The sequence below is a fragment of the Chitinophaga sp. SYP-B3965 genome, assembly GCF_009647655.1.
Lineage (GTDB): Bacteria > Bacteroidota > Bacteroidia > Chitinophagales > Chitinophagaceae > Chitinophaga.
Map to the genome: position 1 here is coordinate 2,872,345 of NZ_WJFD01000001.1, position 15,776 is coordinate 2,888,120.

The 15,776-nt window shown below is 45.4% G+C and carries 20 protein-coding genes; 10 read left to right on the plus strand and 10 right to left on the minus strand.

Going from position 1 to position 15,776, the window contains the following annotated elements; all coding sequences use genetic code 11:
* Positions 1-60: 60 nt before the first annotated feature.
* From GFS24_RS11375 to GFS24_RS11410, 8 genes are all read left to right on the plus strand, one after another.
* Positions 61-627, plus strand: coding sequence for a Crp/Fnr family transcriptional regulator (locus GFS24_RS11375; RefSeq protein ID WP_153659681.1), 567 nt, complete (start codon positions 61-63; stop codon positions 625-627).
* Between the two features lie 71 nt (positions 628-698).
* Positions 699-1,220, plus strand: a complete 522-nt coding sequence (locus GFS24_RS11380; RefSeq protein ID WP_153659682.1) for a YceI family protein — start codon at positions 699-701, stop codon at positions 1,218-1,220.
* 11 nt (positions 1,221-1,231) lie between these two features.
* Complete coding sequence (locus GFS24_RS11385) at positions 1,232-1,450, plus strand: 4-oxalocrotonate tautomerase family protein (RefSeq protein WP_153659683.1); 219 nt, start codon at positions 1,232-1,234, stop codon at positions 1,448-1,450.
* A gap of 4 nt (positions 1,451-1,454) precedes the next feature.
* Complete coding sequence (locus tag GFS24_RS11390) at positions 1,455-1,808, plus strand: nuclear transport factor 2 family protein (protein ID WP_253906431.1); 354 nt, start codon at positions 1,455-1,457, stop codon at positions 1,806-1,808.
* The gene (locus tag GFS24_RS11395; protein WP_153659685.1) at positions 1,798-2,868 is read left to right on the plus strand and encodes a nitronate monooxygenase family protein; all 1,071 of its coding nucleotides are present in this window, start codon (positions 1,798-1,800) and stop codon (positions 2,866-2,868) included. The genes GFS24_RS11390 and GFS24_RS11395 overlap by 11 nt, the downstream gene beginning before the upstream one ends.
* Before the next feature lie 136 nt (positions 2,869-3,004).
* A complete protein-coding gene (locus GFS24_RS11400) occupies positions 3,005-3,775 on the plus strand; it encodes an alpha/beta fold hydrolase (protein WP_153659686.1) in 771 nt (256 codons plus the stop codon).
* A gap of 104 nt (positions 3,776-3,879) precedes the next feature.
* The gene (locus GFS24_RS29180; protein WP_253906432.1) at positions 3,880-6,513 is read left to right on the plus strand and encodes a sigma 54-interacting transcriptional regulator; all 2,634 of its coding nucleotides are present in this window, start codon (positions 3,880-3,882) and stop codon (positions 6,511-6,513) included.
* Positions 6,514-6,621: 108 nt separating this feature from the next.
* Positions 6,622-6,978: a YciI family protein gene (locus GFS24_RS11410; protein ID WP_153659687.1), complete on the plus strand. Its 357-nt coding sequence runs from the start codon at positions 6,622-6,624 to the stop codon at positions 6,976-6,978.
* A gap of 17 nt (positions 6,979-6,995) precedes the next feature.
* On the opposite strand, the gene GFS24_RS11415 is transcribed toward GFS24_RS11410, so the two are convergent.
* The 10 genes from GFS24_RS11415 to GFS24_RS11460 all read right to left on the minus strand — a co-directional run bounded on the left by GFS24_RS11415 (position 6,996) and on the right by GFS24_RS11460 (position 13,831).
* Complete coding sequence (locus GFS24_RS11415) at positions 6,996-8,243, minus strand: RNA polymerase sigma factor (protein ID WP_153659688.1); 1,248 nt, start codon at positions 8,241-8,243, stop codon at positions 6,996-6,998.
* Position 8,244: 1 nt separating this feature from the next.
* The gene (locus GFS24_RS11420; protein ID WP_153659689.1) at positions 8,245-8,589 is read right to left on the minus strand and encodes a YciI family protein; all 345 of its coding nucleotides are present in this window, start codon (positions 8,587-8,589) and stop codon (positions 8,245-8,247) included.
* A 36-nt stretch (positions 8,590-8,625) separates the two neighbouring features.
* Positions 8,626-9,084, minus strand: a complete 459-nt coding sequence (locus GFS24_RS11425) for a carboxymuconolactone decarboxylase family protein (protein ID WP_153659690.1) — start codon at positions 9,082-9,084, stop codon at positions 8,626-8,628.
* Positions 9,085-9,145: 61 nt separating this feature from the next.
* Complete coding sequence (locus GFS24_RS11430) at positions 9,146-10,123, minus strand: bestrophin family protein (RefSeq protein ID WP_153659691.1); 978 nt, start codon at positions 10,121-10,123, stop codon at positions 9,146-9,148.
* Positions 10,124-10,266: 143 nt separating this feature from the next.
* The gene (locus GFS24_RS11435; RefSeq protein ID WP_153660282.1) at positions 10,267-10,542 is read right to left on the minus strand and encodes a toxin-antitoxin system YwqK family antitoxin; all 276 of its coding nucleotides are present in this window, start codon (positions 10,540-10,542) and stop codon (positions 10,267-10,269) included.
* Positions 10,543-10,552: 10 nt separating this feature from the next.
* Entirely contained in the window at positions 10,553-11,068 is a 516-nt protein-coding gene (locus GFS24_RS11440; protein ID WP_153659692.1) for a hypothetical protein, read from the minus strand.
* 89 nt (positions 11,069-11,157) lie between these two features.
* Positions 11,158-11,745, minus strand: coding sequence for a hypothetical protein (locus tag GFS24_RS11445; protein ID WP_153659693.1), 588 nt, complete (start codon positions 11,743-11,745; stop codon positions 11,158-11,160).
* A 54-nt stretch (positions 11,746-11,799) separates the two neighbouring features.
* Complete coding sequence (locus GFS24_RS11450; protein ID WP_153659694.1) at positions 11,800-12,966, minus strand: hypothetical protein; 1,167 nt, start codon at positions 12,964-12,966, stop codon at positions 11,800-11,802.
* Between the two features lie 13 nt (positions 12,967-12,979).
* Positions 12,980-13,390, minus strand: a complete 411-nt coding sequence (locus GFS24_RS11455) for a hypothetical protein (protein WP_153659695.1) — start codon at positions 13,388-13,390, stop codon at positions 12,980-12,982.
* A gap of 45 nt (positions 13,391-13,435) precedes the next feature.
* Positions 13,436-13,831, minus strand: coding sequence for a nuclear transport factor 2 family protein (locus GFS24_RS11460; protein WP_153659696.1), 396 nt, complete (start codon positions 13,829-13,831; stop codon positions 13,436-13,438).
* A gap of 117 nt (positions 13,832-13,948) precedes the next feature.
* On the opposite strand from GFS24_RS11460, the gene GFS24_RS11465 reads away from it, so the two are divergent.
* Together GFS24_RS11465 and GFS24_RS11470 are read left to right on the plus strand one after the other, a co-directional pair.
* Positions 13,949-14,539, plus strand: coding sequence for an RNA polymerase sigma factor (locus GFS24_RS11465; protein ID WP_153659697.1), 591 nt, complete (start codon positions 13,949-13,951; stop codon positions 14,537-14,539).
* A 51-nt stretch (positions 14,540-14,590) separates the two neighbouring features.
* Entirely contained in the window at positions 14,591-15,733 is a 1,143-nt protein-coding gene (locus GFS24_RS11470; RefSeq protein ID WP_153659698.1) for a FecR family protein, read from the plus strand.
* Positions 15,734-15,776 lie beyond the last annotated feature (43 nt).

Consider the following 15,776-nt stretch of genomic DNA (forward strand, 5'->3'; position numbering starts at 1 on the left):
AGCATAACTGCAAGTGCATAAATTTACAAAAAGGGGCTGAAATCGCTATCTTTAATTGTTATGACAGCTAAAGAAGTTTTAAAAGATCATATAGCTAAAATGGCCTCGTTAACTGAGGAAGAATTTAATTATTGCTACGAGCACTTTAAACCCCTCTCCTTTAAAAAAGGACAGGTAGTGATCAGGGAAGGAGATAAAGTAGATGGTGAATACTTTGTTATTTCCGGCTGCCTGAAGGCATTTTATATCAATGACGATGTTAAAATGCATATCCTTCAGTTTGCCATGCCCACCTGGTGGACATCCGATTACCAGGCACTATATACCCAAACCAAAGCCAGCATCAATGTAGACTGCATTACGGATGCAGAGCTACTCTGTTTAACCAGTGCAGACAGGGAAAAACTTTGCAGTGAGATCCACCAGGTAGAACATTTCTTTCGCTGGCGCACCAATAAAGGTTATGTGGCTGCACAGCGCCGTTTGCTTTCCCTGATGAACAACGATGCGAAAACCCGCTATGAAGAACTGATGCGGTTATATCCCCAGCTGCATGACCTTGTTCCCAAACATCTCATTGCTGCCTACCTGGGCGTTTCCAGGGAAACATTAAGCCGTCTTTACTAAATAGTGATGTAGATCACGTAATCCCTAATTGGCCCCGTCGTTACTTTGTGTCATCATAAAAACATAAAGTCATGAAAGAACAAAAATTTGAGATCGTAGTTGCTAACAGTAACATCGACTGGCTGGGCCGGAAAGTAACCGGTGCACACAACGGCACTATTGCAGTTAAACGCGGAGAACTTATCCTGGCAGATGGCCAGCTGAGCGGTGGACAGTTTACTTTTGACACCACTTCTATCAAGATCCTCGACATTACTGACCCCGCCACGAATGCTCAATTTGCCGGCCACCTGGCATCAGCGGACTTTTTTGCATCTGAGCAATACCCTGAAGCCTCTTTTGAGATCACTTCCGTTGATGGCGCCCATGTAGCAGGGAATCTTACTATCAAAGACATTACGCATCCCATCAGTTTTGATGCCCAGGTAAACACGGCAGGCGATAGTTTAACAGCCTCCGGTAAAATTATCGTGGACCGTACCCTCTTTGATATCAAATTCCGGTCAGGCAACTTCTTCCAGAACCTGGGAGACACATTGATCTATAACGATTTTGAACTGAACGTAACACTCACCGCAAAGGCCTTTGCATAAAACAAATCTTTATGCCATTTGTAAAAATTGAACTGACCCGCGAAGGCGTCACCCGCGAACAGAAACAGCAACTGATAAAAGGGATCACGGACCTGATCACGAACGTACTGAACAAAGATCCCCACCTCACCCATATCGCCATACAGGAAGTAGAACTGGACAATTGGGGATATGCAGGAGAGCAGGTATCTGTACTCCGTGAAAAAGGGATCACCGCAGATAAAAAATAAAACAATGGAAATTGCGCAAGTATTAGAAAACGAGTATTTTCCAGGTATCTACACAGGGAATGTGGAACAGCTACGCAAGGTGTATCATCCGGGCACCTTGCTTTTTGGAGACGTAAAGGGCCAGCCTTATGCAAAAACACTAGACGAATACCTGGATGGTGTAGCGAACCGTCAAAGCCCCAAAGACTCCGGCAAACCGTTCGAAGGAAAAATACTGCATATTAGCATAGTGAATTCAATTGCAATTGCCGAAGTGATGGTAAAAATGTATGATTTCAATTACCATGAATTCCTTTCTTTTCACAACATGGAAGGCAAATGGTTTATTGTTAATAAAATGATCAGCGATGTGGTATAATACAAAAGCAACGCAATTACTGGGTATAGATTATCCAATATTCCAGGGCCCTTTCGGAGGCAACCTTTCTTCCGTAGCGCTGGTAGCAAGTGTATCCAATGCCGGTGGATTAGGTGGTTACGGAGCTTACACCATGAGCCCGCAGGAGATCTATGACATAGACAGGCAAATTAAAGCCGCTACGCCGAAGCCTTACAACCTGAACCTTTGGGTATCTGACACCGATGCACCAGCCAGTGATGAACAATACGATAAAACGAGGCAGGCATTTTCACCTTACTTTTCCGAACTGGGCATCCCCTTCCCGGAAAAACCACAGCCCTTTCATTCAAGGTTCGAAGATCAGCTGCAGGTGATATTGGATATCCGGCCTAAGGTATTCAGTTTCATGTTTGGTACTTTGCCTCCTGATGTGCTTGAACAATGCCGCAGGCTGGGCATCAAAACTATTGGCGCTGCCACCACGCTGGATGAAGCCATTGCACTGGAAAATAGCGGTGTTGACATGATCATTGCATCTGGCTTCGAAGCAGGCGGCCACAGACCTTCTTTCCTCGATGCAGCAGAAGCATCTACGATAGGAACTTTCGTGCTGTTGCAACTGATCAGGGAGAAAGTAAAAGTACCAGTCATTGCTGCCGGTGGAATTGCCAGCGGACGTGGCATTGCAGCAGCGCTGGCCTTAGGCGCAGATGCCGTACAGGTGGGAACAGCTTTTCTTGCCTGTGATGAATCCAATGCTTTGCCCATCCATAAGCAGATGTTATTTTCCGATGAAGCTAAATACACCACATTATCAAGAGCATTTACCGGCCGGTTAGGCCGTGGCATTACCAGCCGTATTGCCCGTGAATTAAGGGGCAATGAAGCAGCTATACTACCCTTCCCCTTACAATCAACTTTAATGTCCTCGCTGAGGAAAGCCGCCCTGGATCAGCAGAAATGGGATATGATCCTTTTCTGGGGCGGGCAGATAGCCCCCTTACTGAAACACAAAAGTGTACACACATTGATGCAATCCCTCATTGAAGAAACCACCGCTTATTTTTCAAAAGTATAACCCCTTATAGTGCACCATTTCGTTAACTAACGAAATATGGTTAGAAAATAATGCCCCCATTTCTGAAATCTCCCTGATTATCAAAACCTTATTTAACTGGCGCACTGCTTGTAATAGAGGGGCTAAACAACAAAATATGTCTACCATCAAACAAATCGTTGCTGCAACAGTTTTAACAGCAGCCTCCGTTGCATCCAATACTGCCGATGCACAATCCATTCCAAAGGGAGTAAAAAATATTGTATTGGTTCATGGCGCTTTTGCCGATGGCTCCAGTTGGTCTAAGATCATTCCCACTTTGCAGAACAGCGGGCTGAATGTTATTGCCGTGCAAAATCCGCTCGTTTCTCTGGAAGAAGATGTTGCGGCAACACAAAGGGCCATTGCATTAATGGATGGCCCCGTTTTGCTTGTAGGGCACTCTTATGGAGGCATGGTTGTTACAGAAGCAGGTAATGATCCCAAAGTTGTGGGCCTCGTGTATGTGTGCGCCCTGATCCCCAACGATGGTCAATCCGTAGTGGACGTAACATCAGCATTCCCGCCGGCAGCCGGCAGCGCTGAGTTCAGGCAGGATGCAGCAGGTTTCCTCAGTCTCTCTCCCAAAGGTATCAATGAACATTTTGCACAGGACCTTCCGGCTAAAGAAAGAGGTATCCTGGTGGCCACCCAAACTCCCTGGGCAGCGAAAGCCACTGCCACCAAAATTTCAACAGCCGCGTGGAAGAACAAACCTTCCTGGTGCATTATCGGAACAGAAGATCAAATGGTGCCCCCTGCATTGGCAAGGGCAGAAGCAAAGATGATAAAAGCAACAACAACAGAATTGAGATCGAGCCATGTACCAATGGTTTCCATGCCGGATAAAGTAGCGAAGATCATTATCGAAGCAGCAAAGGGATTATAACAACAGCTCAAAAAGATCCGGGCCACGTGGTCCGGATCTTCGAAAAATGTCCAATTGAGCGTCTTTGATTGTTATCTGTATGAGCAAAATCTCTCTTTTTCAGCATGAAAAAAACGAAAAGCCTCCCTGTTGCCGGTACGGGCACCGAAGGCATGGGCAACCCCGGCGCAGCCACCAATATCATCAGGAATGAAACGATCAATGAAGTGCTCCTCTCGCTGAGCAATAAAATGGTAAAGGTCCGGGACAGGCAGGACCTGTTGAAAGCGATCAATTCCGGCCTCAAAGAGATCGTTCCGTTTTCAAGTTGCATGATGACTGTCATGGACGAAAATGAAGCGCATTATAAAGCATACCTGATCGATGCAGAAGCCCTCTCCATAGCCACCCCTGCAGAAGATGGTATTTACGATATCGCATCGCTGTATTACAAACCACTGGTTTTTGATATGCAGACCTTTGATCTGGAGACTGCACCGCTTTGGTTTAAGCTGCACTATGAAGCAGGCGCCCGGGAAATGATCATGAAGATATTGGGTGGGTATGGCACTTCCAAATACAGCCTGATGCTGTTCTCCCACAGTACAGGCACTTTTGGCGAAGAGGCCGTAAATATCGTGAACCGTATTTCCAGCCAGTTGTTTACCGCTGTCAGCAATATTTCTGCCAATGAAGAAATACTGAAACGGGAAAATGAAAAATCCTTCCTGCTGAATTTCAGCAATGATATTGCTGCGGTGAGAAGTAAGGCGGACCTTGCAGAAGCAGTGCGTAAAAGCCTTAGCACCCTTGGTAGCTGCATGATCCGGACGATCAATGAAGACCAGGTAACAACGAGCACATACATTTATGATGAAAGTAATGCAGCAGAAGACGACGAACTGCTGCAGGAAGTGATTACAACAAAGCTCCCCATAGAAGACGGACTTCAGAACAGGGTACTGAACAGTGAGATCCCGCTGTTCTTCAGTGTGAACACGGAGATCAGCCGTGGCAACAAGATACTTTACGTGCAGCTCTGGAAAAAATTAGGTTTCAGAACGATCGTGGGCACGCCCCTGCGCACAGGAAATGTACCCCTCGGCATATTGTGGCTCTGCCTGGAAGATATCAATATGCCTTTGCTGCAGGGCATCTGCGCACAGATCTCCATTGCCATGTATAATGTGATGGCAAATGAAGAAATACTGCGCCGCGAAAAAGAACAATCTTTCCTGCTGGAATTCAGCAACGATGTTGCTGCCGTGCGTAAAAAAGAGGAACTGCATATAGCCATATCAAAAGTGCTGCAAAAAGTACTGAATATAAAACTTGCTATCATCCGTATCATAGAAGATGATGGCGTTACACTTAGTCCTTATATGGTGGATGAAGGCATGTTCGAAAATGAGAACAGTATATTCCGGGAACTGGCATCCCGTGCCCTTGACATACACGAGCCATTAAATGCCCGGGTACTTCATAACGAAGGGCCGACCATCTTTAATGTTGCAGAAGAAATAGAAAAGGACAGTTACGGACCCGTGCTCCAGTTCTGGAAGAACTCAGGGTTTAAGAATGTTTTCGGGGCACCACTGCGTACAGGAAGCAGCAACCTTGGCACGCTCTGGCTATTAATGGATGACATCAACCTCACCATCCTGAAGGGCATCTGCGCCCAGATCTCCATCGCTATCTCCAATATACGGGCTAATGAAAAGGTACTGGCGTATAAGCAGAAACTGGAAATAGAAAACGACTACCTCAAAGAGCAGATCAAAACGATCTATAATTTTTCGGAGATCGTGGGCAGTGGTACGCAAATGCAGAAGGTATACAGCATGATCACCCGCGTGGCCGAATCTGCTTCCACCGTTTTACTAACGGGTGAAACAGGTACCGGCAAGGAACTGATTGCACGCGCCATACACAATGCTTCTACCCGCAAGAATAAATTAATGGTAAAAGTGAACTGTGCCGCATTACCTGCACAACTGATCGAAAGCGAACTGTTCGGCCATGAAAAAGGCTCCTTTACCGGCGCCATAGACCGGCGGATCGGAAAGTTTGAGATGGCCAATAACAGCACGCTCTTTTTAGACGAGATCGGTGAGATGCCGCCGGAGTTACAGGTAAAACTATTGCGTGTACTGCAGGAACGGGAGTTTGAAAGGATTGGCGGAAAAACCACCATCAAAGTAGACGTGCGCATTATTGCAGCTACCAACCGCAACCTGGAAGCAGAAGTACAGGCTGGCCGTTTCAGATCAGATCTTTATTACCGGCTGAACGTATTCCCCATTCACCTCCCGCCGTTAAGGGAACGCCGGGAAGATATTGAGCCCCTTGCCAGTTCCTTCATTACCAAATTCAGCAAGAACATCGGTAAAAGCGTACATGGCATTTCCGCCCAGGTGATGAAACAATTAAAGAATTACGACTGGCCCGGCAATGTGCGGGAACTGGAACATCAAATTGAAAGAGGCATACTGCTCAGCGACGGGAATATGCTCAAAGAAATACATCTCCCGCTGCACCAGCAGGAAGAACATCACGCTTCATCAAAAACACTGGAGCAGATAGAGCGTACTTATATCATAGAAATCCTCAAACGTTGCAGCGGAAAGATCTCCGGAACAGGAGGAGCAGCAGAGATACTCGAACTCCCCGGCACTACGCTGCATTCCAAGATGAGAAAACTAAAGATCGAAAAAGCGGATTACTTTATTTCGCGAAAACAAGTACAATCCACTTTATAAAGTGAGATAAAGAAGAGAACATTTAACTCAATAAATTGATTTACAAATCATTATACCACTGGCACTTCACTTGCAATGTAAATGATAAGAAATCAAAACTGTAACAACATGCAAGAATTCCTTTTAGTGATCCACAGAGATCTCACAAGCGCAAATCCAACACCCACACCGGAACAAATGAAAGAAGCCCTTAAACCTTACCAGGAGTGGGTAGCAGGCATCGCTGCGCAAGACAGGCTGGTAGCCCCTCCCAAACGTTGGGATGTAGACGGAAGGGTGATCAGGCAGGAGAAAAAGAAAGAGCAGGTACACAGCGGGCCTTATGCTGAAGGCAAAGAATCCATCGGCGGCCTGTTCCTGATCAAGGCAAAGGATTACGATGATGCAGTGGAATTAGCAAAAGGTTGCCCCATCATCCAGTATGGCGCCATCGTTGAAGTACGCATGGCAGTACCCGTAGCATAAAATAAAAAGCCTTTGCATTATCGCAAAGGCTTTTTATTTTTTATTTCCCGGATGTTCTTTTCAATTAAAGCAATATCAGCAGGCGTATTGGCCTGTTTTAAAGCAGTTTCATAATGCTGTATCGCTTTCTTATCGTCTATATGCGTATAAAGGTTCCCCAGCAATGAGTAATAAAAATGATTATCCGTTAGCTGCAGCTTTTCTGCTTCTACGATCGCTTCCTCTTTACTCCTGGCTTTGGCAATGGCATAAGTACGGTTCAATGCTGCAATGGGTGAATATTCCAGTACCAGCAACTGGTTATACAGATCCAGGATGTTATTCCATTTTTCACCGGAATCTTCCTTATGCGTATGCCACCATGCAATGGCAGCTTCCAGGTGAAACCTCGTTAATACAGGGCTGGCGGCAGCCTGGTTGAGATAATACTCGCCCCGTTCTATCAGCTCGCGGTTCCAAAGCGTTTCATCCTGTTCCTGGTACAAGACCATTTCTCCTGTGTCGTTCACTCTTGCATCAAAACGGGAGGCATGAAAACACATCAGGGCCAGTAATGCATTCACGGCCGGCTGATTGGTATGCGGTTGCTCTATCAGCAGGTAGTTCAGCCGCATAGCTTCCACACAGAGATCCTTACGCAAAACGGTATTATGGGAAATGGAATAATAACCTTCGGAAAAAAGGAGGTATAAAGTTTTCAGCACCGTTTCCAGCCGGTCGTTTATTTCCGAAAATGTGGGTTGCTCAATTTTAATACCTGCTTCCTTCAGTTTCTCCTTTGCCCGGCTCAGCCGTTTATAAATGACCGTTTTAGTAGTGAGGTATGCATCCGCTATTTCTTCTGCACCAAACCCGCAGAGTAAATTCAGCGCAAGGGCCACCTGCGATTCAGCAGGATTGCAGGGGTGGCATACTGCAAAGATCATCGCCAGCTGGCTGTCCGTGATATTACGGGCAGAAAGATCTATTTCTATTTCTTCTCCCTCCGGGATGTTGCGCATCAGATCAGCCACCAGTTTTTGCTGAAAGAAAGTATCCCTTTTCAACCAGTTCTTTGCTTTATTTTTAGCCACCAGGTATAACCAGGCAGTTGGATTCTCCGGCACTCCTTTGGCACTCCACGATTCAGTGGCAGCCAGAAAAGTATCGCTCACGATATCTTCTGCGAGTTCAATATGTTCAAAGCCAAAAAGAGAACTTAACACCGAAATCATTTTCCGGTATTCCGTTCTGAACAGATGTGGTATTAATTCATTTCTCTCCATGCTACAGACCAAATGCCATCCGTATCTCTACTGTTCCGCCCAGTTCCAGGATCGGAGATCCTTTGGCTATTTCCACCGCCTCTTCATGGTTTTCCGCCCTGATCACCACAAACCCTCCGATGGATTCCTTGATCTCCGCATAAGGGCCGTCCGTTACACTCTTGTCGTGCTTCAATACCTTCCCGGTAGATTCCCAGGGTTGAAGCGGCCTTGCCAGCAGATCACGTTCCTTAAGATCATCAAACCATTCCCGCCACCGGCTCAAATGCGCCTGCAATTGTTCCGGCGACGGTTGAATCTCCTTCGTTTTGTAATCTCTCCGGAATACTAATAAGAACTCATTCATATATCATGGTTTTTTTTAATTGTCTGCAGTAATGCCTCAGCCAAACTGCCCTGCTGTGTAAGTACCTACAGCAGCGGGATTCGGGAAAGCAATATTAAAGCGGTTCCAGGTATTAATAGAGGAGACCACCAATGTAAGATCGATCATTTCCTCATCTGTGAACTGCTCCTTTACCCTTGTATAAGTTGCATCCGGTACGTTGCAGGCAGTAACCGCTTCAGCCCATGCCAGTGCAGCTCTTTCCCTGTCGGTAAAAAATGGCGTCTCTCTCCATGCGTTCAGGCAGAATAACCGTTGCAGCTCTTCCCCATGCGCGAGGGCATCCTTTGAATGCATATCCAGGCAATAAGCACAGCCGTTAATTTGCGATACCCGGAACTCTATCAGCTCCTGCAATTTTACTTCTATCGAAGATTTCTTCAGATACCCGCCCATTGGATAGAGCGTTTTGAGGGCACCCTGCCCTTTTTCATGAAAGTTAATCCTTTGTTCCATTTTATTTTATTTTGTTGTTTTATGAATAACAATCGACTTTGCCGGATTGGACAAATTATTTTTAAACAGCGATATCGTTCTGTGGTTGTATGGGCAGCGGCAGTTCCTTTTCCCCCAGCATCTCCCTCATATCTATTTCTATCGCCCGGCAGATCTGTGATATAGGCACATCATTGGCACTGCCTTCAAAGGGGTTTTCTGTACTTTCCCCTACCTGCTCCAGAGACGTATACATCCAGGATATGATCACGCTAAAAGGTATCACCAGCCAGATCATGTTCAATTTGTCGAACTCCTGCAACATGCCAAAAGGGAGCAGGAAACAGAACATGCGCACAAAAATGGTGTTGATAATAGAATACTGCCTAGGGTAAGGGGTGTCTTTGAGTGATTCGCACTGCACCTGCTGGCCGAAGAAATTATTAAGCATACGTTGCATCTCAATGAACTGGCCGGGCAACACCGGCTGGCCTTCATATACCGTTTTGATGCCTGCACTTTGCAGGGCCAATAATTGCGTTGCTTTGTTGCGGGTGCCTGCAATAGCAGCCAGTTCTTCTTTTGGGATATATTTCAAGATCTCGTCCTCAAAGGCGCTTTGCCTTTCGGGGATGTTATAGTAACGCTGGTATTCCGCATTGTGATGTTTACCTGCCACTTCCCAGACACGCTCTTCCCGCATCTGGTAACGCAGCACCGTTAGCCATGCAAAGTGGCGGTAGACTAATCGCTTCACTAGTTCCCGGTCTTCTATGTAATCACGACACATGATCCCCCAGGTGTTGCTGGTGTTACTGATATTGGTCCAGACCGTTTGGGCATTCCAGGTGCGGCTGTATGTTTGGGTGTTTTTAAATCCTACTATAAATGCAGTAGCGGTACCCAGGAGCGAAACCACCGTCCAGGGCACTACCAGCCATTTTAATCCCAAAAGGTGATACAGTACAACCGGCAGGGTACCCAGTATGATAAGTGTATAGAGTTTTCTTCTTGTCCAGAAGAGAAAGGCAGAAAGTTTATATGATTTTCCTACATGCATGCATAGGGGTTCGCAAGCGATGTGCCATAGGGTTAACAAATTAAAAATCAATTAATTAAGGGGAATTATCGAAATACCGTTTCACGATATATCGCCAGGTGTGCGGGGTTTACGCTGTATATAGTGCACAAAAAAGACTGGAATTATTTCTTTTTGAGTTTTCCATTTTCAAAATGCTCCTGGTACTCTAATTGACCCTTTTCATCATACCGGACCCAGGAACCATGTTTTTCATTATGCTTTAAATTACCGATCTGCCAGAGCTGGCCTGTTGCCTTGTAAAATTTCCATTCGCCCTCCATTATTCCATTGATGGATATCCCCTCAGCTTTGATCTTTCCATCTTTGAAAAAGTAGGTCAGGATATCTCCTTTTTGTTCATATATCTTCTGCCCGTTGGCGTATTTCTCCTTGTTCATTACTACAAATTTAAAGCAACTTCCTCACAGATACCTGCAGCGCCTCCCCTTTCGGTACAATGAAAATAGCATCATTTTCTACCTTTTGCCCCGGTTCTAAAAAATAACCGGCAGGAATGGTCATCTCGGAATTCACCAGTTTGCCATCATTGTTCCTGGCGAGGTAGGTTACTTTGATCTGATGGGTAGCCATACTCACCTCTACTTTTTTAGAAGTAAGCCTGGCCCCTGTAGCATTCTGGCAATTTAATTCCACGATCTTACCCCCTCCGATACTTGCCACATCGGGATAGGTTTTTAAACGGATGTTAAACGCCTTGCCTGTATTATTCTGGGCAGATGCGATCACTTTATACCGGTCGAAACTCTGGCCTTTCACATCAACCGATTCCTTGTTCACCACACTAAAGGTAACAGCAATACCATCAAGGTCTATTGTTTCACCATCTTTGATCTGCTGGGCATGTAAAACAGTGCAGCAGCAAAAGAAGAACAACAATGTCAGGGTAATTTTGGGAGTATTCATAATTCATATAACACCAGGAAAATGGGAAGTGTTCAAATAAAAAGGAGAGCAACCATATAATGATTGCTCTCCTTTTTATTTTAGAAAAACTATTTGATCTGTTTCGCCACCAGTTTCCCAAAATCCTTACCAGCTTTAGCATAAGCATCCCCGATGCGCATGCCTGAATCAAACTGTCCTTTACCGCCTTTTTCCCTGTCTACCCTTACCTTGCATATTGGCTTTTTCAGGTTTGCCGTGTCGCAAATGGAGATCTCCAGTTCAATCTCCGCATAAGCGGATTTGATCCCCACATTCCAACCTGGCTCAATAAACCTGGTATCAATGATCATCACATATTTAGAGGCTACGTTCTCTCCCAGTTTAATTTCAGCGTATTTCGAAAACAACTCTATGAATTTAGGATGATAATGTTTCTCCCGGTCTTCATACCAGCTCTTTTCCCATTCATCACCTTTACCGGGTTCTTTTGCATCCTTTTCAGCTTTCTTCTTTTTTATGTAAACAGCCTCTTTGCCTAATTCGCCTATGCGCAGCTTATCATAAACAAACGAAACATTTAATTCAGGAACTTCCTTCAGAAAAGCAAGGCTGCCTTTTGTAACTTCCTGGGCCTGGGACTGTACAGCCACAAACGATGCTCCGGCGAGCATGATCAAAGAGAACAATTTCTTCATTAGGTAAAGGATTTTTATGTGTGGCCAAAGCTATAGAAAAAAAACCACAACGTGTTAGTTCTTAGCCATCAACCCCTTCAATCCCTTGAAGTTTGCCCTCACATTAAGGAATCCTAAGAAGTTCCCGCTTTCCGGATCATACTTTATTTCCAGTGGCACCCATATATCCTGGTAGATGCGGATGCGCAGTACACTGTTGATAGTGGTCTGATCTTTCTTCTCTCCCACATAAGGATTGCTCACATGGGTATATTCGCCGGATACCTTGAACTCTGCCCATGCATACTGCGATTTTTTCTCTTTTATTACCAGGTTCAAACCAGGCTCAAAGTGGAAGGCTTTTCTTTTCAGGTCCCTGCCGGCATAGAGCGTATCGTCCACGAACTGGTAGGAGGCTTTCACGTTCAGTTCCAGGCCGCACACCTTGTTCGGTTTCACTACACCTTTTACCAGGTTGGCAAACAACACAATGTTAGAGAACATGAACTGGTTATTATAGGTAGTATCCATTACACCAGTTGTAATAAGCAGGCGGTTTTGAAAACTGCTGCGCACACTGTCGTAGATGGATTGCATTAATTTCCCTGCATTCACATCTGTACCATTATTCAATTCCTTTGTCAGATACGCCATACTTAAGCTATCCGCCATTTTTCTCAATCGTGCCTGCAAGGGAGCATCCAATGAATTGGAACCTGCTTTCCCTTTAAAAAAATCAGAGATCTGCTGGTTGTACTTAATGATCAGTTCCACATCCCCACTGGCAGATGCAAAGGCCACCAGCTGTTGCTGCAGGATCTCATAGTTTTGATTGATGCGTCTGAAATCCGATGCAAAAAAATCAGACACCGTTTCATCTCTCCTGTTCACGATGGCATAAGTGATGCCCGATGAAAAACCATTGAATTTATAATTGGAATCCAGCCGGGCAGAAAAAGAAAAGTTCAGGTTGCGCAGTGCTTTATAACGCTTGTAACTTGAATCGATCAACAGCTTAGGATTACTCCTGGCCATGATGGCAAAAGGATTCGAAGTGAACTGGATGTCCTTGTGATCGCTTGTAAAACGGTCAAACGCCAGTTGGAAAAAACTCTTGAACGCATCCTTATAGTTACCGCTGGAAAGGGAGTCTGCTGTTAGCACATTAGGCACACCTTCCTGCCCTTTTACGCTAGTAAAAAACAGGATCGTAAAGACCAGGCAAATACTTATTTTCTTCATTATGGAGGCGTTTTTACAGGATAACATAAGAGCCCATTACCGGGCCGGCTGAAAACTTATCGGGGGTAGCAGGTATTGTTTGCACCGGGGTTATCGTAATCGTTGCGCTGCCGGTGGCAACCCCTACAACAGATAATACATCCCCTCTTTTGGTGTCAGACAAAAAGATATCTGCGCTCACGCTTGTGCTCTGCAAATTGATCAATATACCTTTCCTGAATAATGAAGTGGTTACCTGCCCTGTGCCGGAAGTAAAAGTGATATTCACCGTTGTTTTCACGGATGTAGCATCCCGTGTGGCAACATCAAATGAGGGTTCCCGTGTTGCAGTAGCTGATCTGGTTTTTTTTGCTGCGGTTTTCGCAGGTGCTTTCTCCGGCTTTTTAGCCTTCGGCTTAGCCGCTTTTTTGGGGGTCTTGGTCATTTCGGATGGGTTTTATAAAATAAATGTACAGAAAAAATGATGAATTCAATAACTAGCCTGTCCGATATCCAGGCGGCTGATCTTACCGGATGTATCTATATGGAATTTGAAGTACGTTTTAAAGTCGCCCCATTGATCGCTGTGGAATTTGCCGTACACATCCAGACTCTTGTTCTCTACTTTATCAATGCTGGTAAAACGTTCATGCCCCAGGGCTTTTTCAAAGAACTGTTTAAAGTTCATTTTATTACCATCATCAAAGAGTTCTGCGTTGGGTGTGAATAAGGCAAACCAGGCCTTGCTGTCACCGGCGTTTAATGCTTCAATAGCTTTCCGTACCGTGAGGTTCGTTAATTTTTCCGTGTTCATGATCTTTGTGTTTTTTTGCGCATGTGTTGATAATGATAAACACATCAGCAGGAAGAATGTTAATGTTTTCATATACCAAAGGTCAGGTTTCCCGCTCTCAGGATATTACAGATACGTAAGCATTAGATACAAATATCTAAGATGAGGGGTTTTGATCCTTTTTCTTACTTTTAAGCCAGAATCAGGGGAATGCACATTCAAACAGATAGTGAAGACATATTATTAAAAAAAATGGCGGAAGGCGATCAGGAAGCCTTCCATGCGATATATTATCACTATGCTCCCCGGTTATATGGCAAACTGCTGAAAACGCTGCACTCGGAAGACCTCTCCTCCGAAATATTACAGGAAGTGTTCCTCACCATCTGGCAAAAGCGTTCGTTAATAGATCCAACCCGCTCCTTTCGTTCCTACTTATTTAAGATAGCAGACAACCTGGCCATTGATCTTTTCCGGAAGGCCAACCGGGACCAGGCTGTGATGTCCCGCCTCCTGGCTGCCAGTATTGACCATTACACCCATACGGAAGAATGGCTGGAACAGAAAGAAAAGGCCGGGATCTTACATAAAGCTATAGAAGAGCTGCCTCCGCAGCGCAAAATGGTATTCGTACTCTGTAAACTGGAAGGTAAAAGCCACGAAGAAGTGGCGAAGATGCTGAACATCTCCCCTTCCACCGTCAATAATCATATCGTTAAGGCCATGCAGTTCCTGCGCAATTACCTGTCTGAACATCCGGATGTGGCAGGTATCCTGCTGTTGTATTTCCTGCTGCAATAATTTTTTTTCCCGGCAGTAGTTATTTTTCTCCACTTAAACGTATTAGCTATTATGGACGAATTGCACCATGAAGAGGAACTTCGTTCCCTGTTCAGAAAATATATGGAGAAGGACTGTTCTGAAGAAGAACTGAGGCTACTTATGTCTTACTCCGAAGAAGAGGCTTTCCTTCCGGTTTGGCAGGAGATGATGGAAGAGATCAAAGAAGAAAGGCCCGCAGAGGAACTGTACGGGTTGTATAAACCTGCTATAGACAAGGTTTATGCGCAGATCGTGAAGCCCAAACCAAAAATTATCCGCTACTGGTGGGCAGCCGCTGCCTCCCTGCTTTTATTGTTCTCTGCCGGTGCTTATTTATGGATACAGCAGCCAGCAAAACAGGTACTCGTAAAGCAGGATGTACAACCCGGCACAAACAAAGCCATGCTTACTCTGGCAGACGGAACCGTGATCCCGCTGGACAGTACCGGCAACCAGGTATTGCAGCAAGGTACTGCCGCTATTCGCAAACAAGGTGGTCAATTAATATATGACGTACAGGAAACTACTACAGAGATCACTTACAATACATTGAATACTCCCCGTGGTGGCCAGTTCCGGATCACACTACCGGACGGTACGAATGTGTGGCTGAATGCGGCCTCTTCATTACGTTATCCTACGGCATTCATTGGTAAGGAAAGAGCTGTAGAGATAACGGGGGAGGCTTATTTTGAAGTAGCCAAAAATGCCGCCATGCCCTTCCGCTTAAAGGTAGCCGGGCAGATGGATATAGAAGTACTGGGCACCAGTTTCAATGTAACGGCCTATAAAGATGAACCTTCCATTAAAACAAAACTGATAGAAGGCGCTATCAGGATGCGCGCGAAAGACCAGTCACTGGTACTCTCTCCCGGCCAGCAGGCAGAACTGACCAGCACAGGGCTGTTACGCATGCTTAATGATAACAAACCAATACAGACCACCGCCAAAGACGGCTTCTTCACTTTCAACCAGGCAGACCTGCCAACCGTAATGCGGCAACTGGCCCGCTGGTACGACCTGGAAATCATTTACGAGGAGGGTATTCCGGAAGCAGAGTTCACCGGGGATATTGACAAGTCATTAACACTTGACCAGGTATTAAAAGGCCTGTCGAGGAACAGGATACATTATAAAATTGAAGAAGGCAGGAAGCTTATTATCCTGCCCTAAATGCATTTCATGGGGAAACAATTATCGCCAAAATCATAGCCTA